Source organism: Pseudomonas sp. 22189, from assembly GCF_052045635.1.
Classification (GTDB): Bacteria; Pseudomonadota; Gammaproteobacteria; order Pseudomonadales; family Pseudomonadaceae; genus Aquipseudomonas; species Aquipseudomonas parakoreensis.
In genome coordinates, this window is record NZ_JBQEPG010000004.1 from 68,697 (window position 1) to 88,933 (window position 20,237).

At 59.6% G+C, this 20,237-nt stretch carries 23 protein-coding genes; 6 read left to right on the forward strand and 17 right to left on the reverse strand.

Going from position 1 to position 20,237, the window contains the following annotated elements:
- Window positions 1–11: 11 nt before the first annotated feature.
- Genes ACTJKS_RS05130 through ACTJKS_RS05140 form a run of 3 tightly spaced genes read right to left on the reverse strand, consistent with a single transcriptional unit; the run spans window position 12 to window position 1,641 of the window.
- Window positions 12–725, reverse strand: a complete 714-nt coding sequence (locus ACTJKS_RS05130) for a PilW family protein (protein ID WP_041065317.1) — start codon at window positions 723–725, stop codon at window positions 12–14.
- A complete protein-coding gene (gene pilV, locus ACTJKS_RS05135) occupies window positions 722–1,171 on the reverse strand; it encodes a type IV pilus modification protein PilV (RefSeq protein WP_041065314.1) in 450 nt (149 codons plus the stop codon). Before pilV ends, ACTJKS_RS05130 begins: the two co-directional genes overlap by 4 nt.
- Window positions 1,168–1,641 (reverse strand): GspH/FimT family pseudopilin, encoded by a 474-nt coding sequence (locus ACTJKS_RS05140; RefSeq protein WP_041065311.1) that lies wholly within the window; start codon window positions 1,639–1,641, stop codon window positions 1,168–1,170. Before ACTJKS_RS05140 ends, pilV begins: the two co-directional genes overlap by 4 nt.
- A 131-nt stretch (window positions 1,642–1,772) precedes the next feature.
- Between ACTJKS_RS05140 and ACTJKS_RS05145 the strand changes: the two genes are divergently transcribed.
- Window positions 1,773–2,342, forward strand: a complete 570-nt coding sequence (locus ACTJKS_RS05145; RefSeq protein ID WP_198758332.1) for a GspH/FimT family pseudopilin — start codon at window positions 1,773–1,775, stop codon at window positions 2,340–2,342.
- Here the strand turns inward: ACTJKS_RS05145 and ispH are convergent.
- The 6 genes from ispH to murJ all read right to left on the reverse strand — a co-directional run bounded on the left by ispH (window position 2,299) and on the right by murJ (window position 9,878).
- Window positions 2,299–3,243: a 4-hydroxy-3-methylbut-2-enyl diphosphate reductase gene (gene ispH / locus ACTJKS_RS05150; protein WP_086792860.1), complete on the reverse strand. Its 945-nt coding sequence runs from the start codon at window positions 3,241–3,243 to the stop codon at window positions 2,299–2,301. The genes ACTJKS_RS05145 and ispH overlap by 44 nt on opposite strands.
- A 233-nt stretch (window positions 3,244–3,476) precedes the next feature.
- On the reverse strand, window positions 3,477–3,914 hold the full coding sequence (gene fkpB / locus ACTJKS_RS05155; protein WP_198758350.1) for an FKBP-type peptidyl-prolyl cis-trans isomerase: 438 nt from the start codon (window positions 3,912–3,914) through the stop codon (window positions 3,477–3,479).
- 7 nt (window positions 3,915–3,921) lie between these two features.
- On the reverse strand, window positions 3,922–4,434 hold the full coding sequence (lspA, locus tag ACTJKS_RS05160; RefSeq protein WP_007963824.1) for a signal peptidase II: 513 nt from the start codon (window positions 4,432–4,434) through the stop codon (window positions 3,922–3,924).
- The gene (ileS, locus tag ACTJKS_RS05165; RefSeq protein WP_262948099.1) at window positions 4,427–7,258 is read right to left on the reverse strand and encodes an isoleucine--tRNA ligase; all 2,832 of its coding nucleotides are present in this window, start codon (window positions 7,256–7,258) and stop codon (window positions 4,427–4,429) included. Before ileS ends, lspA begins: the two co-directional genes overlap by 8 nt.
- A gap of 13 nt (window positions 7,259–7,271) precedes the next feature.
- Window positions 7,272–8,210, reverse strand: coding sequence for a bifunctional riboflavin kinase/FAD synthetase (gene ribF / locus ACTJKS_RS05170; RefSeq protein WP_003228347.1), 939 nt, complete (start codon window positions 8,208–8,210; stop codon window positions 7,272–7,274).
- 129 nt (window positions 8,211–8,339) lie between these two features.
- Window positions 8,340–9,878 carry a murein biosynthesis integral membrane protein MurJ gene (gene murJ, locus ACTJKS_RS05175; protein ID WP_198758328.1) on the reverse strand — a complete coding sequence of 513 codons (1,539 nt, stop codon included), beginning with the start codon at window positions 9,876–9,878 and terminating at the stop codon, window positions 8,340–8,342.
- A 252-nt stretch (window positions 9,879–10,130) separates the two neighbouring features.
- Here murJ and rpsT point away from each other — a divergent pair, with 252 nt between their 5' ends.
- Window positions 10,131–10,403, forward strand: a complete 273-nt coding sequence (gene rpsT / locus ACTJKS_RS05180; RefSeq protein ID WP_003228351.1) for a 30S ribosomal protein S20 — start codon at window positions 10,131–10,133, stop codon at window positions 10,401–10,403.
- 120 nt (window positions 10,404–10,523) lie between these two features.
- On the opposite strand, the gene ACTJKS_RS05185 is transcribed toward rpsT, so the two are convergent.
- The 5 genes from ACTJKS_RS05185 to rplU all read right to left on the reverse strand — a co-directional run bounded on the left by ACTJKS_RS05185 (window position 10,524) and on the right by rplU (window position 14,268).
- Window positions 10,524–10,991, reverse strand: a complete 468-nt coding sequence (locus ACTJKS_RS05185; protein WP_262948100.1) for a CreA family protein — start codon at window positions 10,989–10,991, stop codon at window positions 10,524–10,526.
- A 12-nt stretch (window positions 10,992–11,003) separates the two neighbouring features.
- A complete protein-coding gene (proB, locus tag ACTJKS_RS05190; RefSeq protein ID WP_041065290.1) occupies window positions 11,004–12,122 on the reverse strand; it encodes a glutamate 5-kinase in 1,119 nt (372 codons plus the stop codon).
- A gap of 123 nt (window positions 12,123–12,245) precedes the next feature.
- Entirely contained in the window at window positions 12,246–13,469 is a 1,224-nt protein-coding gene (cgtA, locus tag ACTJKS_RS05195; RefSeq protein ID WP_041065287.1) for an Obg family GTPase CgtA, read from the reverse strand.
- A gap of 194 nt (window positions 13,470–13,663) precedes the next feature.
- The gene (rpmA, locus tag ACTJKS_RS05200; RefSeq protein ID WP_003228360.1) at window positions 13,664–13,921 is read right to left on the reverse strand and encodes a 50S ribosomal protein L27; all 258 of its coding nucleotides are present in this window, start codon (window positions 13,919–13,921) and stop codon (window positions 13,664–13,666) included.
- Window positions 13,922–13,956: 35 nt separating this feature from the next.
- The gene (gene rplU / locus ACTJKS_RS05205; RefSeq protein ID WP_003228361.1) at window positions 13,957–14,268 is read right to left on the reverse strand and encodes a 50S ribosomal protein L21; all 312 of its coding nucleotides are present in this window, start codon (window positions 14,266–14,268) and stop codon (window positions 13,957–13,959) included.
- 241 nt (window positions 14,269–14,509) lie between these two features.
- On the opposite strand from rplU, the gene ACTJKS_RS05210 reads away from it, so the two are divergent.
- The 3 genes from ACTJKS_RS05210 to ACTJKS_RS05220 all read left to right on the forward strand — a co-directional run bounded on the left by ACTJKS_RS05210 (window position 14,510) and on the right by ACTJKS_RS05220 (window position 16,444).
- Complete coding sequence (locus ACTJKS_RS05210; RefSeq protein WP_108183848.1) at window positions 14,510–15,478, forward strand: polyprenyl synthetase family protein; 969 nt, start codon at window positions 14,510–14,512, stop codon at window positions 15,476–15,478.
- Window positions 15,479–15,638: 160 nt separating this feature from the next.
- On the forward strand, window positions 15,639–15,980 hold the full coding sequence (locus ACTJKS_RS05215) for a zinc ribbon domain-containing protein YjdM (RefSeq protein ID WP_041065279.1): 342 nt from the start codon (window positions 15,639–15,641) through the stop codon (window positions 15,978–15,980).
- A gap of 206 nt (window positions 15,981–16,186) precedes the next feature.
- A complete protein-coding gene (locus ACTJKS_RS05220; RefSeq protein WP_008078558.1) occupies window positions 16,187–16,444 on the forward strand; it encodes a PA4570 family protein in 258 nt (85 codons plus the stop codon).
- Between the two features lie 110 nt (window positions 16,445–16,554).
- Here the strand turns inward: ACTJKS_RS05220 and ACTJKS_RS05225 are convergent, their stop codons facing one another.
- The 3 genes from ACTJKS_RS05225 to ACTJKS_RS05235 all read right to left on the reverse strand — a co-directional run bounded on the left by ACTJKS_RS05225 (window position 16,555) and on the right by ACTJKS_RS05235 (window position 18,224).
- Window positions 16,555–17,172 (reverse strand): FKBP-type peptidyl-prolyl cis-trans isomerase, encoded by a 618-nt coding sequence (locus ACTJKS_RS05225; protein ID WP_003228367.1) that lies wholly within the window; start codon window positions 17,170–17,172, stop codon window positions 16,555–16,557.
- 122 nt (window positions 17,173–17,294) lie between these two features.
- Entirely contained in the window at window positions 17,295–17,600 is a 306-nt protein-coding gene (locus ACTJKS_RS05230; RefSeq protein ID WP_096795239.1) for a DUF6482 family protein, read from the reverse strand.
- Window positions 17,601–17,735: 135 nt separating this feature from the next.
- Entirely contained in the window at window positions 17,736–18,224 is a 489-nt protein-coding gene (locus ACTJKS_RS05235; RefSeq protein ID WP_007963798.1) for a TIGR00645 family protein, read from the reverse strand.
- A gap of 174 nt (window positions 18,225–18,398) precedes the next feature.
- On the opposite strand from ACTJKS_RS05235, the gene ACTJKS_RS05240 reads away from it, so the two are divergent.
- Window positions 18,399–20,231 carry a hypothetical protein gene (locus ACTJKS_RS05240; protein WP_108183850.1) on the forward strand — a complete coding sequence of 611 codons (1,833 nt, stop codon included), beginning with the start codon at window positions 18,399–18,401 and terminating at the stop codon, window positions 20,229–20,231.
- The last annotated feature ends 6 nt before the right edge of the window (window positions 20,232–20,237 follow it).

A 20,237-nucleotide genomic window follows, 5' to 3' on the forward strand; every position in this document is an offset into this window, starting at 1 on the left:
CAGCCCGGCCCTCACTGCAAGCGGTTGCGCAACGCGGCAACCACGTTGAAGGTTTGATTGGCCACCCGATTGTTCGGGTCGGTGAGGGTCAGGCTCAGGCGCACACTGCGAATACGCGCCGGATCGCTGGGGTTGGCGCTGTAGGAGGAAGCCGCGACGTCGGTGGCGGACGCGGCCAGGCCGAAGGTCACATTAAAGGCACTGACGTTATTCACCAGGACCTGTTGGGTCGGGGTGCCGCTGCCGGTGCCCATGAGAATCTGGTTGTTGCTGAAGCTGTAGATCAAGCGGCGGATCGGAAAAGCGATCTGCCCGCTCGCCGCCGCCCGCAACCCGGTATAGGCCGTGGCGCTGTTGCGGCAATCGGAGAGCACCGTCCAGGTCGGTGTGCCGCCACTGCCGCCAACATCGGCGGTGACCAGGGTCAGCTTGAGGTTGCTGTTGTCCCAGTTGATCGGCGTAACCTGCGCCGCGTAGAAATCCCCTGCCGAACTCGCGTCAGTAATCGTGCCCAGGCAGCCAAACATGCCGACCATGCGCAGTTCCTGGATCATCTTGCTCAGGACAAAACGCGCGTCTTCCTGCATCGCAGCGGCGGTGTTCTGGCTGACGTAAGTGTTTTTGGCTGCAAGGAACGTCTGCACCACCCCCAGTACGATGATCAGCCCAAGCGCCAACGCGATGAGCATTTCGATCAGGCCGAACCCCCGCTGATCATGCTTCATGGCGTGGCCACCGGGTCGACCGTGGCGCGACTGGTCAGGACGAAGCTGCGTGTGGTGCCGGTGGCATTCGCGGCCCGCGAGTCATTCCAGTTGATGGTGATGGTGTACACCCGCTGATTGAGGGTGATCGTGCCCGTGGCGGTGGGCCCGCCGAAATTGACGATGTTGGTGGTGAAGTCGTAAAGATCCTGATCGCGGGCTACACCGAGATTGCCCGAGGTCGGCGGCGTCACCGTGTAGTCGGCGGCAGCGTTGGCGCGGATGCGGTCCATCATGTCGTAGGCGATAAAACTGGCCTGACTGGTCATCCGTGAACTGTCAGTGTATTTCAGCGCATTGAGTTGCACGGCGGCTGCGCCCAATATCCCGACCGTCAGAATCAGCAACGCGACCAGCACTTCGATCAGCGACATGCCTTCCTGTGCCTGTGTGCTCCCTGCCCTCATCCGCAACTTCCACCCGATTGAATTCGTCCGTTCAGACACACGTTCAGCGTCCTGCTTTGCGTTCCCAGCACGTAACTGATGACCACCGCTGTCGACGGCGCCGCCAGGCCACCCAGATTATTGAAATCCAGTGCGGACACTCCTGAGGGTAGCGTCAGAGTCGCGCCGCTGCTCATCGCTGGAACAACCCGCAATACATTGGCCGCAGTGCCAGTACCGTCGTAGACCGACAATTCGCCGGTCCACACGCTGCCGCCGGCGCTCGGGCGCAAGCGTGTGGTCACGCCGCGATCAATCGCCTCCAGCCGCGCGAAGTTGATGGCACGCTGCAGGTCGCCCATTTCCGTATCGGCCTTGCTGCTCTGGATCGAGCGGGTGAAACCCGGCACCGCCAGGGTGATGAGGATCACCAACACGGCGACCGCAGCCAACAACTCGGGCAGCGTGAAACCTTTTGTACGATGATCCATCGATGCCCTCCGTTGCCGTCGGCTATACCTGCTTCTACAAACTAGAACATTCAACCGGCCTGCGTCGGTTGATTTGCCCTGCGCGGCGAAAAGGATCGTGCCGGGCTTCATGCTCCACGGAGGGAGTCGTCATGCCGCAACAGGGTTTCAGCCTGATCGAATTGCTTATGGGACTGGCGATTGGCGCAATTGTTCTGTCACTGGTCAGTCCGGCGTTCGCCGCGTTCACCGAGGCGACTCATCGCGAGCAGGCAGCGCGGTCGCTGCTCGAGGGCATTCGCAACGCCCGCACCCTGGCCATCACCCGCAATCAGAGTGTGGTAATCCATGGCATCGGTGGCGACTGGAGTCAGGGCTGGCGGATCATCCTGGATCTCAACGGCAAGGGGCCGCAGGACAGCAGCAATCCGCTGCTGGTGGAACAGGCGAGTGACGGACGAATACCGATCGTCGGCAATTGGGCGGTCAGTCGTTATGTGCGTTTCAGCAGTCTGGGACAACCGCTGATGCCCGGGCGGGCGTTTCAGGCGGGGACGCTACATATCTGCTCGGCACGCGAGCCGGTCAGCCAGCTCCAGGTGGTGCTGGCGGCAACCGGTCGGGTGCGCCTGACCAGCGCAAAGGCTGAGCAGGCGCTGTGCCTGAAGACGAAGAACGTCAGATCGAGCGGACGCGCAGCTCTTTCGGCATCGAGAAGGTGATGTTCTCTTCGCGGCCGGCCAGCTCATCGGCACCCGTCGCGCCCCATGCCTGCAACTGCTGGATCACGCCGCGAACCAACACTTCCGGCGCGGAGGCTCCGGCGGTGATGCCGATGCGCTCAACGCCATCGAACCAGCTTTTCTGCAGGTCTTCGGCGCCGTCGATCAGGTAGGCCGGCGTGGCCATGCGTTCGGCCAGTTCACGCAGGCGATTGGAGTTGGAGCTGTTCGGGCTGCCCACCACCAATACCACGTCGCATTCGTCAGCCAGTTGCTTGACCGCATCCTGACGGTTTTGCGTGGCGTAGCAGATGTCGTCCTTGCGCGGACCACCGATGGCCGGGAAACGTGTGCGCAAGGCATCGATCACGCGACTGGTGTCGTCCATCGACAGGGTGGTCTGGGTCACGAACGCCAGTTTTTCCGGGTTACGCACCTGCAGTTCGGCCACGTCTTTTTCGTCTTCGACGAGGTAGATCGCGCCGCCATTGCTGGCGTCGTACTGGCCCATGGTGCCTTCGACTTCCGGGTGGCCGGCGTGGCCGATCAGGATGCATTCACGACCGTCGCGGCTGTATTTGGCGACTTCGATGTGCACCTTGGTCACCAGCGGGCATGTGGCGTCGAATACCTTCAGGCCACGGCCGGCGGCTTCATTGCGCACGGCCTGGGAAACGCCGTGGGCACTGAAGATCACGATGACGTCGTCCGGCACTTGATCCAGTTCTTCGACGAAGATCGCGCCACGGTTGCGCAGGTCTTCGACGACGAACTTGTTGTGCACCACTTCATGACGCACATAGATCGGCGGCCCGAAGACTTCCAGGGCGCGGTTGACGATTTCGATCGCCCGGTCCACGCCGGCGCAGAAGCCACGGGGGTTGGCGAGTTTGATTTGCATGCTGTGCCTCGTGTCTTGCGCGCAAGAAATAGCGAAAACGGTTGAAAACATTGTGGGAGCGAGCCTGTTGTGGCGAGGGGATTTATCCCCGATCGATTGCGAAGCAATCGTCAAAACAGTCAACGCTTTCCGGCTCTGGATCGCGGTGATCGGATTCGGGGGCGCTTCGCACCCCATCGGGGATAAATCCCCTCACCACAAAAGCCCACTCCCACAGTGGTTCTGCTGTGTACTCAGATCGCTTTGACGTTGATGATCTCGACGTCAAAGGTCAGCGTCTTGCCTGAGAGCGGATGGTTGAAGTCGATGGTCACCTGCGCGTCGTCGAACGCTTTCACCACACCCGGCAACTCAGTATTGGCCGCATCATTGAAGATCACCAGCAAACCCGGCGACAGTTCCATGTCGACGAACTGCGAACGCGGAATGATCTGTACGTTTTGCGGGTTCGGCTGGCCGAAGGCGTTTTCCGGCTCGACGGTCAGCGTACGCTTGTCGCCGGCCTTGAAGCCGAACAATGCCGCTTCGAAACCCGGCAGCAGGTTGCCGTCGCCGACCTTGAAAGTCGCCGGGGCTTTGTCGAATGTGCTGTCGACCGTGTCGCCGTTCTCCAGGCGCAATGCAAAGTGCAAAGTGACTTCCGTGTTCTGGCCGATGCGTTGCTCAGCCAATACCTGTTCAGTCATGAACGGCTTCTCCGGTTTTCTTACTTTTGAACATGTCCAGTGCCAGCATCACCGCACCGACGGTGATGGCGCTGTCGGCGAAATTGAACGCCGGGAAGTACCAGCGGTTTTGCCAGTGCACCAGAATGAAGTCGATCACATGGCCCAGGGCAATGCGGTCATACAGATTGCCCAGCGCGCCACCCAGCACCAGCGCCAAGGCGACGGCCAGCCAGGTATCGTTGCGGCCCAGACGCTTGAGCCAGACCACCAGCACCGCACTGACCACGATCGCGATCAAGGCGAACAGCCAGCGCTGCCAGCCGGAGCTGTCAGCCAGGAAGCTGAACGCCGCGCCGGTGTTGTAGGCCAGGGTCCAGCTGAAGTAATCGGGAATGATCACGATCTGCTGGAACATTTCGAGCTTGCCTTCGAAGTAGAACTTGCTGGCCTGGTCGATGACCAGAACCAGCAAGCTCAACCAGAGCCAGCTCAGCCGTCCGAAACGGCCAACGGCGTTAGGCATAGTGACGAACCTCGCCAGCGCCATCGATGTTGTCCACGCAACGGCCGCAGATTTCCGGATGCTCCGGGTTCACGCCAACGTCTTCGCGGCAGTGCCAGCAACGGGCGCATTTCGGGAAGGCCGATTTGACGATCTTCAGTTTCAGGCCGCTGACTTCGGTGGCTACCGCGTCCGCAGGTGCCTGAACGAAAGGTGCCACGCTGGCAGTCGAGGTGATCAATACAAAGCGCAGCTCGTTGCTCAGCTTGGCCAGGTCGGCGCTCAGCGCGTCTTCGGCGAACAGCGTCACTTCCGCTTGCAGGTTGCCACCGACGGCTTTGGCCGCACGCTGGATTTCCATCTCTTTGTTGACCGCTACCTTCACTTCCATGATGCGATCCCAGTACGCGCGACCCAGCTCGAAGCCTTCCGGCAGTTCGGTCAGACCTTCGTACCAGGTGTTGAGCATCACCGATTCGTTGCGCTCGCCCGGCAGGTACTGCCACAGCTCGTCGGCGGTGAACGCCAGGATCGGCGCGATCCAGCGCACCAGCGCTTCGGAGATGTGGAACAGCGCGGTCTGGCACGAGCGGCGTGCCTTGCTGTCGGCACCGGTGGTGTACTGGCGGTCCTTGATGATGTCGAGGTAGAAACCACCCAGCTCCTGCACGCAGAAGTTGTGGATCTTCGAGTAAACGTTCCAGAAACGGTATTCGCCGTAGTGCTCTTGCAATTCGCGTTGCAGCAGCAGCGTGCGATCCACCGCCCAGCGATCCAGTGCGAGCATGTCTTCAGCCGGCAGCAGGTCGGTGGCCGGGTTGAAACCGGTCAGGTTGGAAAGCAGGAAGCGCGCGGTGTTACGGATGCGACGATAGGCGTCCGCGCTGCGCTGCAGGATCTGCTCGGACACGGCCATTTCGCCGGAGTAGTCGGTCGACGCGACCCACAGACGCATGATGTCGGCGCCCAGGGTGTCGTTGACTTTCTGCGGCGCGATCACGTTGCCCAGCGATTTGGACATCTTGCGCCCGGACTCATCGACGGTGAAGCCGTGGGTCAGCAGTTCGCGGTACGGCGCGTGGTTGTCGATGGCGCAACCGGTCAACAGCGACGAGTGGAACCAGCCGCGGTGCTGGTCGGAACCTTCGAGGTACAGGTCGGCGCGCGGGCCGGTCTCGTGGCCCATCGGGTGCGAACCGCGCAGGACGTGCCAATGCGTGGTGCCCGAGTCGAACCAGACATCGAGGGTGTCGCTGATCTTGTCGTATTGCGGCGCTTCATCGCCCAGCAGTTCGGCAGCGTCGAGTTTGAACCAGGCTTCGATGCCTTCGACTTCGACGCGCTTGGCGACTTCTTCCATCAGCTCCACGGTACGTGGGTGCAATTCGCCGCTTTCCTTGTTCAGGAAGAACGGGATCGGCACGCCCCAGTTGCGCTGACGGGAGATGCACCAGTCCGGGCGGTTGGCGATCATCGAGTGCAGGCGCGCCTGGCCCCAGGCCGGCACGAATTTGGTGTCTTCGATGGCTTTGAGCGAGCGCTGACGCAGGGTGTCGCCGCTGACTGGCTCTTTATCCATGCCGATGAACCACTGCGCGGTGGCGCGGTAGATCAGCGGGGTCTTGTGGCGCCAGCAGTGCATGTAGCTGTGTTCGATGACGGTGGTGTGCAGCAGCGCACCGACTTCGGTCAGTTTTTCGACGATGGCCGGGTTGGCCTTCCAGATGAACTGGCCGCCGAAGAATTCCAGCGACGGCACGTACACGCCGTTGCTTTGCACCGGGTTGAGGATGTCATCGTTGACCATGCCGTATTTCTTGCAGGTCACGAAGTCGTCCACACCGTAGGCCGGAGCGGAGTGAACCACACCGGTGCCGGCGCCCAGTTCGACGTAGTCGGCCAGGTACACCGGCGACAGGCGGTCGTAGAACGGGTGGCGGAAGTTGATCAGTTCCAGCTCTTTACCGGTGGTGGTCGCGATGACCGAGCCTTCAACGCCGTAACGCGACAAGCAGGACTCAACCAGCTCTTCAGCCAGGACTAGCAGCTTGTCGCCGATATCAACCAGCGCGTAGTTGAATTCCGGGTGAACGTTCAGTGCCTGGTTGGCCGGGATGGTCCACGGGGTGGTGGTCCAGATCACGATCGAAGCGGGTTTGCTCAGCGATGGAAGACCGAACGCGGCGGCCAGTTTGGCTTCGTCGGCGATCGGGAACGCCACGTCGATGGTCGAGGACTTCTTGTTCTCGTACTCGACTTCGGCTTCGGCCAGCGCCGAACCGCAATCGAAGCACCAGTTCACCGGCTTGAGGCCCTTGAACACGAAACCGCCCTTGACGATTTCGGCGAGGGCGCGGATTTCACCGGCCTCGTTCTTGAAGTCCATGGTTTTGTATGGGTTGGCGAAGTCGCCGAGCACGCCGAGGCGGATGAACTCGGTCTTCTGCCCTTCGATCTGCTCGGTGGCGTAGGCACGGCACAGCTCGCGGGTCTTGTCCGCGCCCAGGTTCTTGCCGTGGGTCACTTCAACCTTGTGCTCGATCGGCAGGCCATGGCAGTCCCAGCCCGGAACATACGGCGCGTCGAAACCCGACAGGGTTTTCGAGCGGATGATCATGTCCTTGAGAATCTTGTTCAGTGCGTGACCGATGTGGATCGTGCCGTTGGCGTACGGAGGGCCGTCGTGCAGGACGAACTTCGGACGATCCTTGCCAATCTCGCGCAACTTTCCGTACAGGCCAATACTGTCCCAGCGCTGCAGAATCTGCGGTTCGCGCTGTGGCAGGCCGGCCTTCATTGGGAAGGCGGTGTCCGGAAGGTTTAGCGTGGCTTTATAGTCGGTCATTTAAGGCTCTTCATTAGCGATGGGCGCTAGGTGCGGCTAGTGCACGGGCGGCGGCGACATCCGCGTTGATCGCCGTTTTCAGTGCCTCCAGGGAGGCGAAACGCTGCTCTTCACGCAGCTTTTGGTGGAAAACCACCGTCAGACGCCGGTCATACAGATCGCCGGCAAAATCCAGTAGATGAACTTCAAGGTGGGCTTTGCCGTCACCTTGGACCGTGGGCCGCACGCCGATATTGGCGACGCCAGGCCAGGTCTTGCCGTCGATGTCCACATCCACCAGGTAAACCCCGGTGAACGGCACACGACGACGCTTGAGTTGAATGTTGGCAGTGGGCGTACCCAGTTGCCGGGCCAATTTCTGGCCGTGCAGCACGCGACCGGCGATCCGGTACGGGCGGCCGAGCAAGCGTTCAGCCAAGGCAAAATCGGCGGCGGCCAACGCATTGCGCACCTGGGTGCTGCTGACGCGAATGCCGTCCAGCTCAACGGTTTGTGCGGCTTCCACGGTAAAACCGTGAACTTGGCCGGCCTGCAGCAGAAAATCGAAATCGCCAAGGCGATCGCAGCCAAAGCGGAAATCGTCGCCGACTTCCAGATGCTGCACGCCGAGGCCGTCCACCAGGATGGTATCGACGAACTCACTGGCGCTGAGCTTGCTCAGGCGCTGGTTGAATGCCAGGCACAACACCCGGTCGACACCTTCGGCAGCCAGCAGCTGCAATTTGTCGCGCAAGCGGGCCAGACGTGCCGGCGCGGTCTCCGGGGCAAAGAACTCCCGGGGCTGCGGCTCGAAAATCACCACGCAGCTGGGTACGCCCAACTCAAGCGCACGCTCACGCAGCCGGGCCAGGATAGCCTGGTGACCACGGTGAACACCGTCAAAGTTGCCAATAGTGGCGACGCAGCCCCGATGCTGGGGGCGCAAGTTGTGGAGGCCTCGAACCAGCTGCATAACGCGCTTCTTGCTCATAAAGTGGTCGATTATAACCACACCCGACGGTCGACGACAGGCAACACCGTAACGCAAAGTGATCGAGCCGACAAAACTGCCGGCCCGTGCCCGGTTATAAAGGCTGAAACCTCAGCTCAAAGCCTTGCGATTGAAGTCGCGCAGACGGAAACCGAGCAGCAGCAACATACCGAAATACGCCACCACACCAGCAACCACCAGCGCCCCCAGACGCAGAAAGCGCTCCAGCATGTGCCCCTGATCCCAAGCCGGCATGAAATGCATGCCCAGCAGCAATACCGCCGACATCACCGCCACTGCCACCACCAGTTTGAAGCCAAATGTGTACCAGCCTGGTTGCGGCTGATACATCTTTTGCTTGCGCAGTTGATAGAACAACAGCCCGGCATTCAGACAGGCACCGGCACTGATCGCCAGCGCCAGACCGGCGTGAGCCAGCGGGCCGATCAGTATCAGGTTGAACAACTGCGTGCACACCAGCGTGAAAATTGCGATTTTTACCGGGGTGCGGATGTTCTGTTGCGCATAAAAGCCCGGCGCCAGCACCTTGATCACGATAATCCCAAGCAGACCGACAGAATAGGCAATCAGCGCACGCTGGGTCATGGACGCATCAAACGCGCTGAATTGACCGTACTGGAACAATGAGACGGTCAGTGGCTCGGCGAGAATTCCCAGAGCCAGTGCACACGGCAGCACCAGCACAAAGCACAGGCGCAGGCCCCAGTCGAGGATCCGCGAATACTCGTGGCGATCCTTGCTCGCGTAGGTCTTGGCCAATGTCGGCAGCAGAATCGTGCCCAGCGCCACACCGAGCACGCCGGACGGCAGCTCCATCAAACGGTCAGCGTAATACATCCACGACACCGACCCGGCCACCAGAAACGAAGCGAAAATGGTGTTGATGATCAGCGAAATCTGACTCACCGAGACGCCAATGATCGCCGGCAACATCTGTTTCATCACTCGCCAGACACCGGTATCACGCAGGTTCAGGCGTGGCAGCACCAGCATGCCGATCTTTTTCAGGTGCGGCAGTTGATAGAGCAACTGCGCCAGACCACCGACCAGCACCGCCCAGCCCAACGCCATGACCGGCGGGTTGAAATACGGCGTCAGGAATAGCGAAAACACGATCATGCTGACATTAAGCAGGGTCGGCACGAAGGCCGGCACCGAAAAACGGTTCCAGGTATTGAGGATCGCCCCGGCCAGCGAGGACAGGGAGATCAGCAATATATAAGGGAACGTCACCCGCAACAGATCAGAGGTGAGCTGGAATTTTTCCGGCGTGTCGGTAAAACCCGGAGCCGTGGCCCAGATCACCCACGGTGCAGCGATCATCCCCAGCGCGGTAACCAGCGCCAGCACCAGGGTCAGCAAACCGGAAACGTAAGCGATAAAGGTGCGAGTCGCCTCTTCGCCCTTTTGGCTTTTGTATTCGGCCAGAATCGGCACGAAGGCCTGCGAGAACGCACCCTCGGCGAAGATTCGTCGCAGCAGGTTGGGCAATTTGAAGGCAATGAAAAAGGCGTCCGTCGCCATTCCGGCGCCGAAGGTGCGAGCGATGAGCGTGTCACGGACGAACCCCAGAATCCGGGAAAGCATCGTGATAGAGCTGACAGCGGCCAACGATTTGAGCAGATTCATTGAGGAAATTAGTGCCTGTCGATAAACAGCAGGCGAACAATGCGCCCACTTGTGCGATACTCCGCGCCGCAACAGCACAGAGCCAAAGCTCGCGAGTTTACAGGTCAAGCGCCGGAAATAAATATCCCGCCTCTTTATACCTACCACTTAGCGGAACGTTTCAAGCGCCCTTGACAAGACTTCTCTTCATCGGCATGATTCGCGGCCTATTTTGTTTGCTATTTCCTAAAAAGTCTTTCGAGGAGCTCGACGGTGGCCAACTCACCTTCCGCCAAAAAACGTGCAAAACAGGCTGAGAAGCGTCGCAGCCACAACGCCAGCCTGCGTTCCATGGTTCGTACCTACATCAAGAATGTAGTTAAAGCCATCGACGCAAAAGACGCTGAAAAAGCTCAAGCTGCATACGTTCTGGCTGTGCCAGTTATCGACCGCATGGCCGATAAAGGCATCATCCACAAGAACAAGGCTGCTCGTCATAAGAGCCGTCTGAATGGCCACGTCAAAGCACTGAAAGAAGCTGCTTAATCGACGTAGTCATTAAAAAACCGACCTTAGGGTCGGTTTTTTATTGCCTGCAATTTGATAAACGCAGAGCAAAAAAATGCAGGAGCGAGCAAGCTCACCCCTGCAATTGGTTTTGTGCTGTTACTGCTGGACCGGCACCCACGGCACGATCGGAATTGCGGTTACCGCATTCTGCGGACTCCCTTCGATCACGCGATCGCTGTAGACCAGGTACACCAGCGTATTGCGCTTCTTGTCGAGGAAACGCACCACCTGCATGGTCTTGAACACCAGCGACGTACGCTCCTTGAACACCTCATCACCATCCTTCAGCTCGCCCTTGAACTTGATCGGACCAACCTGGCGACAGGCAATCGACGCTTCAGCGCGATCCTCAGCCAGACCCAGACCACCCTTCACCCCACCCGTTTTGGCGCGAGACAGGTAGCAGGTCACGCCGTCGACTTTCGGATCATCGAAAGCTTCAACCACGATCCGGTCATTCGGGCTGACGAACTTGAATACCGTCGACACCTGACCGATTTCCTCCGCCGAAGCCAGTAATGGCAACGCCATCAGCAGCCCCAACAATCCTTTTGCCATGCGCATGCGTAATTTCCCTTAGACCAGAATCAGGTTGTCACGGTGAACCAGTTCCGGCTCAGCCATGTAGCCCAGCACGCCGACAATCGCATCCGACGACTGACCGATGATTTTTTGCGCCTCAAGCGCACTGTAGTTGGCCAGGCCACGGGCAATCTCGCGACCATCAGGTGCCACGCAGACCACCATTTCGCCCCGGCGAAAACTGCCCTGGACCAGTTTCACACCGACCGGCAACAGACTCTTGTGGCCCTGGGACAATGCCGACACCGCACCTTCGTCCAGCACCAGCGTACCGCGAGTTTGCAGATGCCCGGCCAGCCACTGTTTGCGCGCCGCCAGCATGCCGCGTTCAGGCGACAGCAGCGTACCGATGCGCTCACCCGCCTTCAAACGATCAAGCACTCGCTCCAGACGCCCACCGACGATGATGGTATGCGCCCCGGAACGCGCCGCCAGACGCGCCGCACGCAGCTTGGTCTGCATGCCGCCACGCCCCAGCGCACCACCGGTGCCGCCCGCCACTGCATCCAGGGTCGGATCATCGGCACGCGCTTCGTAAATCAATTGCGCATCAGGGTTATTGCGCGGATCAGCATCGAACATGCCGTCGCGATCGGTGAGGATCACCAGCAGATCAGCCTCGACCAGGTTGGCCACCAGCGCTGCAAGCGTGTCGTTGTCGCCGAAACGGATTTCGTCGGTGACCACCGTGTCGTTTTCGTTGATCACCGGGATGACTTTCAGCTCGACCAGTGCACGCAGGGTGCTGCGGGCGTTCAGGTAGCGCTTGCGGTCGGACAAGTCATCGTGAGTCAGGAGAATCTGCGCGGTGTGCCGGCCATGCTCGGCAAAGCTCGATTCCCAGGCCTGCACCAGCCCCATCTGACCGATTGCCGCGGCAGCCTGGAGCTCGTGCATCGCACTGGGTCGTGCAGTCCAGCCGAGACGGCTCATGCCGGCAGCCACAGCACCGGAAGACACCAGCACCAGCTCGACACCCGCCTCATGCAAGGCCACCATCTGCTCGACCCAGACACTCATTGCCGCGCGATCCAGCCCTTTGCCATCAGCTGTCAGCAAAGCGCTGCCGATCTTCACGACCCAACGCTGCGCACCTGTCACCTTGCTCCGCATCATCTTCAACCTTAGCTTGAGGGCAGCGCGACCCAGCGCCGCCCATGTCGTTATTTGTGACTTGCGATTTCCAGATACTAAAACGCCGCTCGATTGAGCGGCGCTTAAGTTTACTGCAACGAATCAGTCGCGCACGTAAATGATTTCCGGACCGTCTTCATCATCCACATCTTCTTCGTCCCAGTCATCATCGCCGATGTCATGGACCGACTTCACGCCACTGCGACGCAGGGCACGCTTGTCGTCCAGTGCCTGCAACTGAGCACGAGCCTCGTCTTCGATGCGCTGATCGAGATCGGCCAGCTCTTCCTTGTACGCCGGGTCGTTAGCCAGACGATCGGCACGATCTTCCAGGTAACGCATGATGTCGCGCGTCAGACGCTCAGTGCCTTCTTTGGCGATGGCCGAGATCACGTAGACCGGACCTTCCCACTGCAGGCGATCGACGATTTCCTTGACGCGCTCTTCATGCTCTTCTTCAAGGATCTGGTCGCATTTGTTCAGCACCAGCCAACGATCACGCTCAGCCAGCGAAGGACTGAATTTGACCAGCTCATTGACGATCACTTCGGCTGCGTCTGGCGCACTGCTGTCATCCAACGGCGCCATGTCGACAAGATGCAGCAACAGACGCGTACGCGCCAGGTGCTTGAGGAAGCGAATGCCCAGACCGGCACCGTCGGAAGCGCCTTCGATCAGACCCGGAATGTCGGCGATGACGAAGCTTTTCCAGCGGTCGACGCTGACCACACCCAGGTTCGGCACCAGCGTGGTGAACGGGTAGTCGGCGACTTTCGGCTTGGCCGCCGACACCGAACGGATAAAGGTACTTTTACCGGCGTTCGGCAAGCCCAGCAGACCCACGTCGGCCAGCACTTTCATTTCCAGTTTCAGGTCGCGCTGCTCACCCGGTTTGCCCGGCGTAGTCTGGCGCGGCGCACGGTTGGTACTGGATTTGAAACGCGTATTGCCCAGACCGTGCCAACCGCCCTGCACTACCATCAGTTTCTGGCCAGCCTTGGTCAGGTCGCCAATCACTTCCTGGGTGGCCGAGTCGATCACGGTGGTACCGACCGGCACGCGCAGGATCAGGTCTTCACCCTTCTTGCCGGTGCAATCGGTGCTGCCGCCGTTGGAGCCACGCTCGGCATCGAAGTGCCGGGTGTAACGGTAGTCGACCAGGGTGTTGAGGTTTTCGTCGGCCATCATGTAGATGGAACCGCCGTCACCGCCGTCACCACCGTTCGGGCCGCCGTTCTCAATGAATTTTTCCCGACGGAAACTCATGCAGCCATTGCCGCCGTCGCCAGCTTTTACGCGGATCGATACTTCGTCTACAAACTTCATAACTCAACGCCTCTCGCCATACGGACGAGCCGAAAAACAATCAAGACATAAGACTCTTGCAAAAATGAGCGCAGCGACCCCAAACCACGACCTGCATCGCACGCCGACAGCCCATACAAACAGTTTTGCAAGAGACTCACCCCACAAACGAAAAAGCCCCGTCGCAAGACAGGGCTCTTCCAGCGATCTCGCGATTAAGCCGCGACAACGCTCACGTAACGACGACCGAAGGCGCCTTTTACTTCAAACTTGATCACGCCTTCGATTTTCGCGAACAGGGTGTGATCTTTACCCATGCCAACGCCGTAGCCAGCGTGGAATTGGGTGCCGCGCTGACGCACGATGATGTTGCCGGCCTTGATGACCTGGCCGCCATACATCTTCACGCCAAGGCGTTTGGCTTCTGAGTCGCGACCGTTACGGGTACTACCACCAGCTTTTTTGTGTGCCATGAGTTCAATTCTCCTAGTGAGGAATTAGGCTGTAATTAAGCCTGAATACCGGTGATTTTGATCTCGGTGAACCACTGGCGGTGGCCCATACGCTTCATGTGGTGCTTACGGCGACGGAACTTGATGATGCGGACTTTATCGTGACGACCTTGGGAGATCACTTCAGCCTTGACGGTTGCGCCAGCAACAACAGGTGCGCCGATGTTCACGTCGTCGCCATTGGCGACCAGCAGAACGCGGTCAAAAGTCACGGATTCGCCAGTAGCGACTTCCAGTTTTTCGATCTTCAGGTATTCACCTTCAGCGACCTTGTATTGCTTACCGCCGGTAACGATTACTGCGTACATGGTATTTCTCCGATAATCCTGCTCACCCAGCTCTTTATAAGAAGAGGTATTGGCTGGCATGGCTGCATGGGGCTGGAACGGCCCAAGTGCAATTGCGTAAGGCAGGTGCTGCCCAGGAAGTTCAGGGTGCGCGATTGTACGCAAGCATCGAGAGTCACGCAAGAGGCCGTCCATCGCGCCTTGACAGGCCCCGGTGGGGGTCCTAGCATGCCGCGCAACCCTTCTGGAGCAACTGTCGCTGATGCAACCCCAAGCTTTCTACCGCGCGGTGGCGGACGATTTTAACGCCGTCGACGGCATCATCAAGAAGCAGCTGACTTCCCGAGTGCCGCTGGTATCGAAAATCGGCGATTACATCACCTCGGCCGGCGGCAAACGCCTGCGTCCTTTATTGGTGCTGCTGTGCGGCAAGGCCTTGGGTCGCGAAGGCGACGACCTGCGTCTGCTGGCCGCCACCATCGAATTCCTGCACACCGCGACCCTGCTGCATGACGACGTGGTCGACATGTCCGGCATGCGCCGTGGCCGCTCGACCGCCAACGCCATGTGGGGCAACGCTCCGAGCGTGCTGGTCGGCGATTTCCTGTACTCGCGCTCGTTCGAAATGATGGTCGAACTGGGCTCGATGCCGGTGATGAAGATCCTGTCCCAGGCCACGCGCATCATCGCCGAAGGCGAAGTGCTGCAACTGTCCAAGGTGCGCGACGCCAGCACCACCGAAGAAACCTACATGGAAGTCATCCGCGGCAAGACCGCGATGCTCTTCGAAGCCTCGACCCACAGCGCTGCCGCACTGGCCGGTGCCACCGCCGAGCAGAGCGAAGCCCTGCGCACCTTCGGCGATCACCTCGGCGTGGCATTCCAACTGGTTGACGACTTGCTGGACTACAAGGGTGACGCCGAGACCCTGGGCAAGAACGTCGGTGACGATCTGGCCGAAGGCAAGCCAACCCTGCCGCTGATCTTTACCATGCGCGAAGGCACGCCGGAACAGGCTGCCCTGGTACGCCAGGCGATCCAGAAAGGCGGAATCGAAGACCTCGAAAGCATCCGCATCGCCGTGGAAGCCTCGGGTTCGCTGGAGTACACCGCGCAACTGGCCCGTGACTACGTGGCCCGTGCGATCAAGTGCCTCGACGCGCTGCCGGCCAGCGAATACCGCGATGCACTGGTAGAACTGAGCGAGTTTGCGGTCGCCCGCACGCACTGATATCGCTGAAGCAAGATCAAAAGATCGCAGCCTGCGGCAGCCCCTGCACAATCATCTGTAGGAGCTGCCGAAGGCTGCGATCTTCTGCTTTTGGCTCCATCAAAGGCTAAAACCTTATACAATGTGCGACTTTTAGCGATCCACATCCCAAGGAGCCTTAGTGAGCACGTTGCCACCCTGCCCGAAATGCAATTCCGAATACACCTACGAAGACGGTGCCCAACTGATCTGCCCTGAGTGCGCCCACGAGTGGTCGGCCAACGGCGAAACCGAAGTGGCGTCCGATGATGCCGTGAAGAAAGATTCGGTCGGCAACGTCCTGCAGGACGGCGACACCATCACCGTGATCAAGGACCTGAAGGTCAAGGGCACCTCGCTGGTGGTCAAGGTCGGCACCAAGGTCAAGAACATCCGCCTGTGCGATGGCGACCACGACATCGACTGCAAGATCGACGGCATCGGCCCGATGAAACTCAAGTCCGAGTTTGTCAGAAAGGTCTGATCCTGCTGTCAGCCATCCCACGCCCGGCGTGGGATGGAGCTCCGCCCTCTCCCGCTTTGCTCCCGCATACTCGCGTAATAGCCAGACGCCAGCCGTTTTGACCTTACGCAATCTTTACCCGGAAAAAATCGCATTGCGCCAATAGGCACTTGCTATTTGACGAATAAGAATTATTCTCATTGAAACCTTTCAAGGAGATGAGACCCATGACTTATTTGATCGATGCCTGGCTGGATCGCCCACACCCGTACCTCAGGATCCTGCATCGGGAAACCGGGGAAGTCTGTGCGGTTCTGGAAGAAGAAGCCCTGCATGAGCTGCAGGATCAGGGCGATCTGGACGTCAGCAGCCTGAATTCCAGCGAGCCGCTGGTGCTCAAGGAGCTGGTGCGCAATCTGTTCCTGTTCTGCTATGCCCGGGCCTTGCGCCCGACCCATGAGCTGCATCACAAGATCGAAATATGAAAAGCAACCCAAAACCTGTGGGAGCGAGCTTGCTCGCGAAGGCAGCAACGCGATTGCAGATTTGAACCGGATCGCCTGCATTCGCGAGCAAGCTTGCTCCCACAAAGGTTTTACAGAACGTCCAGCAGCTCGACGTCGAACACCAGAACGCTGTGCGGCGGGATGCTGCCAACGCCTTGAGCGCCGTAAGCCAGTTCGCTCGGCACGTACAGGCGCCATTTGCTGCCGGCGTTCATCAGTTGCAGGGCTTCGGTCCAGCCGGCGATCACGCCGCCCACCGGAAATTCTGCTGGCTGGCCACGATCGTAGGAACTGTCAAACACGGTGCCGTCGATCAGCATGCCGTGGTAGTGAGTACGCACGGTGTCTTCACGGGATGGCTTGGCGCCTTCGCCTTGGGTCAGCACTTCGAATTGCAGACCGGAAGCCAGAGTAGTGATGCCTTCTTTCTTGGCGTTTTCAGCCAGGAACGCACGGCCTTCACCGGCAGCCGCTTCAGCTTTGGCGGCGGCTTCGGCTTGCATGATCTCGCGGATCACCTTGAAGCTGGCGGACATGGCTTCCTGATCGACACGGCTTGGCTTGCCGGCGAATGCGTCGGTCAGACCGGCCAGGATGGCGTCCAGGCTGACACCCGGTGGCGGGTTGTCGCGCAGCTGGTCACCCAGCTGACGGCCAATGCCGTAGCTGACGCGGGTTTCGTCGGTGGACAGATTTACTTCGGACATGACACTGCTCCGCTGTGCGGACGGCCGCAAGACTTGCCGTGCGTGCACAGCGCGTCCCGGCGCGCCCGGAACCTAAAAGGGCGAGCAGACTAGCACAGATGCCCAGCAATGGCGCGCAACGCCTACAGGGCCGAGCGCCACGCCAGCGGCACTTTCAGGCTTTCCTCGTCACTGACGCCCAGGCCGCACATTTCGTCGTGCACCGAGGTATGGACGAGGTTGAACGGCAGCACCGGAAAGTTATGCAGCAAATCCCGCGCGTGCTCCACCGAACGCAGCTGCAGCATCTCGCCCTTGAGATCACTCAGCGGATACGCCGCCCCGTGCATCCGCGCTTCGAGCAGATAAATCCCGCCCTCCATGGAGATCAGGTTCAGCTCATCGACCTTTCTGGCGATGGCAAACGCATTCAACTCTTGCAGGTTCATGAAGGCACCTCGTGCGATGGCGAGCCAGGACCTTTACAGGGATATGCCCGCGCGCACCAAAGCACAAGCCGCAAACGACACCGCCCGTCTGTTTCGCAACAGACGGGCGGTGTTTTTGCAGCGATCAAACAATAATCAGTGCTTGGTGAGCTTGTCCAGGTAACCCATCGCGAACGCCGAAATCACGAAGGTCATGTGGATGATCACGTACCACATCAGGTGCTCGGGATCGACGTTCTTGGCATCCATGAAGATCCGCAGCAGATGGATCGAGGAAATCGCCACGATCGACGCCGCCACTTTCATCTTCAGCGACGAGGAGTCCATGGTGCCCAGCCAGCTGAGCTTCTCTTTGCCTTCGTCGATGTTCAGCTCGGACACGAAGTTCTCGTAGCCGGAAATCATCACCATCACCAGCAAGCCGCCCACCAGCGCCATGTCGATCAGCGACAGCAGCACCAGGATCAGATCCGATTCGGCCATGGAGAACACGTTGGGAATGACATGAAACACTTCCTGGAAGAATTTCAATGCCAGCGCCAGCAGCCCGAGGGACAGCCCGATATAGATCGGCGCCAGCAGCCAGCGCGTGGCGTACATTGCATTTTCGATAAAGCGTTCCATTGACTCTCACACAATAAGGATTGAAATCGGCGGCGAGTATACCAGCCGACCGTGACAGCCAGAAACGGCCCGCCCCGCACCTCCAATCAGCGCAACCTGCGTGTGTGTATGATTTTTTTTCTGCTACTGTCCAAACCATTGACCGCCTAGCGAAAGTGGACAGGACGACTGGAAATGGATGTGCGATTGCCGTTGAAAACTGCCGGGATTTGCCTCGCTCTGCTGCTGGGCGGCTGCTCTCCCGGCGAAGAGAAAAAACCCTCGGTCAGCCTCGACGCGAAGACGGCAACCTTCGAACATTCACTGGACGCCATCACCGATCCGAAGCTCAAGGATGCCGTGACCGAACTCGGCGGTTCGCTGCTGTTGCTCGAACGCGCGCAACTCAAGCTCGACAGCACACCCCTGAAAACCGTCTACGGCGAAGACTCCCTCGGCATCCTCAAGCACTACCCTTCGCCGCAGGCGCTGGTCGATACATTCATCAACGGACTGTTCGTATTGCACAAGGACGCCAGCTCCGACTACCTCACCGACCTGCAGCCGGTGTTCCCCTTCAATCTGAACATTCCCGGCGGTTTCCTGTTCCCGCATGGCGTGGAATGGCAGTCGGTGACCCTGAGCAACAAGCGCGTGATCGCTTATCAGCCGGAGTGGTCGGAAACCGATCCCGGCATCCAGTTGAGCCCGTCCAGCTCCAACGTCACCAACCCCGATGACCTGACCGTGACCTACCCTTTCATCGAGGGGCTGGACGTCGACAAGAAGACACAACCGCAGCCAGTGAGCCTGCAGGGCAACGTCGAAGTCATCACGCCGCGCCGCCTGTTCAGCTTCAACCTGAGTCAGAAGGATGTCGGCCAGACCCGCACCGATGACAACCTCAGCGTCACCCTGCTGAAGCTTGCGAAAAACTACGCCGAAGTCGAATTCAGCAACAGCCTGCCATTGGCCCCCGAGGTCGAGGGTGCACAGCTCAATCCGTTGATCGTTCAGGCCCGCGACACCACCGGGCAATACCTGGTGCGCGCCGGCTCAATCAATGAGAGCCCGGCACAAGTCGCCTTCTACGAGAAACAACTGGCGCATCTGCAACAGCAGAAAACCTGGAGCGAGGCGCTGGAAAAACAGCTTGAGGACGAACAGCAGGCCTTCGCACAGCAGCATCCGCGCCGCTATAACAAGGTCTACTTCAACGGCCCCGTCGACACCCTCGAAGTCAGCGTGCTGGATTTTTCATCGGCGACCGTGACCCGCAAGGCGCTGGACCTGCCGGTGCGCACCTTCAGTCAGCACACCACCGAAAAAGCCATCCAGCCGCTGGACCCGGCGGTAGTCGTCTATGACGACCTGGCGCCGAACTGGCTCAAGGGCGCGAGCCTCACCGAGGAAGCGTTAAAGGCCGGCATCCGCATCCATCAGTCCGTGGAAGATCCGAGCGCTGCACGCATCGAGTTCTCTCACCGTCGAACCTTCAACGATGAGCTGCTCGGCGATGACTTCAGCCCCGGCGAGAGTCCCGTGACCTTCTTCACCGAGAAACGCAGCGGCAAACTCGATGAGCCGATCGAACTGCCGCCCGAGGCGTATCAGGTCGATCCGCTGCAAGCGACGATCACTTACGATTTGAACCTGTTTCCGGAAACCCCGGCGATTGCCGTGGGCTCGATGCCATTGTTTCTCGCGACCGTCGACCAGCAAACCTACGACGCCAAGGCCCTGCCCAAAGGCCTGGAGATCAAGAACAACACACTGGTGGTGGACCTGAAACGGTTCCCGGCCAACGCTTGGCGTTTCTTCGTCAAGGACGACAGCGGCAACTACCTGAAACAGATTCTCTCGGTCAGCCACGACGCGAGTGCGCAAGGCCCGGCGCTGTTCGGCGTGCATTACTTCTATGGCCGTCCAACGCAGGTGGAGACCTATCAGCGAACTGAACTCAATACCGTGCAATACGGCTTTGAGGTCAAGCTCGACAAGGCGCCGTTGCCCGACACGGCGCGGTGATTACAC

What these genes read in the sequence shown, in the direction of transcription:
- ACTJKS_RS05130 (WP_041065317.1), bottom strand. Translation starts at nt 725, where the DNA reads ATGAAGCATGATCAGCGGGGGTTCGGCCTGATCGAAATGCTCATCGCG.
- pilV (WP_041065314.1), bottom strand. Translation starts at nt 1,171, where the DNA reads ATGAGGGCAGGGAGCACACAGGCACAGGAAGGCATGTCGCTGATCGAA.
- ACTJKS_RS05140 (WP_041065311.1), bottom strand. Translation starts at nt 1,641, where the DNA reads ATGGATCATCGTACAAAAGGTTTCACGCTGCCCGAGTTGTTGGCTGCG.
- ACTJKS_RS05145 (WP_198758332.1), top strand. Translation starts at nt 1,773, where the DNA reads ATGCCGCAACAGGGTTTCAGCCTGATCGAATTGCTTATGGGACTGGCG.
- ispH (WP_086792860.1), bottom strand. Translation starts at nt 3,243, where the DNA reads ATGCAAATCAAACTCGCCAACCCCCGTGGCTTCTGCGCCGGCGTGGAC.
- lspA (WP_007963824.1), bottom strand. Translation starts at nt 4,434, where the DNA reads ATGCCTAACGCCGTTGGCCGTTTCGGACGGCTGAGCTGGCTCTGGTTG.
- ileS (WP_262948099.1), bottom strand. Translation starts at nt 7,258, where the DNA reads ATGACCGACTATAAAGCCACGCTAAACCTTCCGGACACCGCCTTCCCA.
- ribF (WP_003228347.1), bottom strand. Translation starts at nt 8,210, where the DNA reads ATGCAGCTGGTTCGAGGCCTCCACAACTTGCGCCCCCAGCATCGGGGC.
- murJ (WP_198758328.1), bottom strand. Translation starts at nt 9,878, where the DNA reads ATGAATCTGCTCAAATCGTTGGCCGCTGTCAGCTCTATCACGATGCTT.
- ACTJKS_RS05185 (WP_262948100.1), bottom strand. Translation starts at nt 10,991, where the DNA reads ATGCGCATGGCAAAAGGATTGTTGGGGCTGCTGATGGCGTTGCCATTA.
- proB (WP_041065290.1), bottom strand. Translation starts at nt 12,122, where the DNA reads ATGCGGAGCAAGGTGACAGGTGCGCAGCGTTGGGTCGTGAAGATCGGC.
- cgtA (WP_041065287.1), bottom strand. Translation starts at nt 13,469, where the DNA reads ATGAAGTTTGTAGACGAAGTATCGATCCGCGTAAAAGCTGGCGACGGC.
- rpmA (WP_003228360.1), bottom strand. Translation starts at nt 13,921, where the DNA reads ATGGCACACAAAAAAGCTGGTGGTAGTACCCGTAACGGTCGCGACTCA.
- rplU (WP_003228361.1), bottom strand. Translation starts at nt 14,268, where the DNA reads ATGTACGCAGTAATCGTTACCGGCGGTAAGCAATACAAGGTCGCTGAA.
- ACTJKS_RS05210 (WP_108183848.1), top strand. Translation starts at nt 14,510, where the DNA reads ATGCAACCCCAAGCTTTCTACCGCGCGGTGGCGGACGATTTTAACGCC.
- ACTJKS_RS05220 (WP_008078558.1), top strand. Translation starts at nt 16,187, where the DNA reads ATGACTTATTTGATCGATGCCTGGCTGGATCGCCCACACCCGTACCTC.
- ACTJKS_RS05225 (WP_003228367.1), bottom strand. Translation starts at nt 17,172, where the DNA reads ATGTCCGAAGTAAATCTGTCCACCGACGAAACCCGCGTCAGCTACGGC.
- ACTJKS_RS05230 (WP_096795239.1), bottom strand. Translation starts at nt 17,600, where the DNA reads ATGAACCTGCAAGAGTTGAATGCGTTTGCCATCGCCAGAAAGGTCGAT.
- ACTJKS_RS05235 (WP_007963798.1), bottom strand. Translation starts at nt 18,224, where the DNA reads ATGGAACGCTTTATCGAAAATGCAATGTACGCCACGCGCTGGCTGCTG.
- ACTJKS_RS05240 (WP_108183850.1), top strand. Translation starts at nt 18,399, where the DNA reads ATGGATGTGCGATTGCCGTTGAAAACTGCCGGGATTTGCCTCGCTCTG.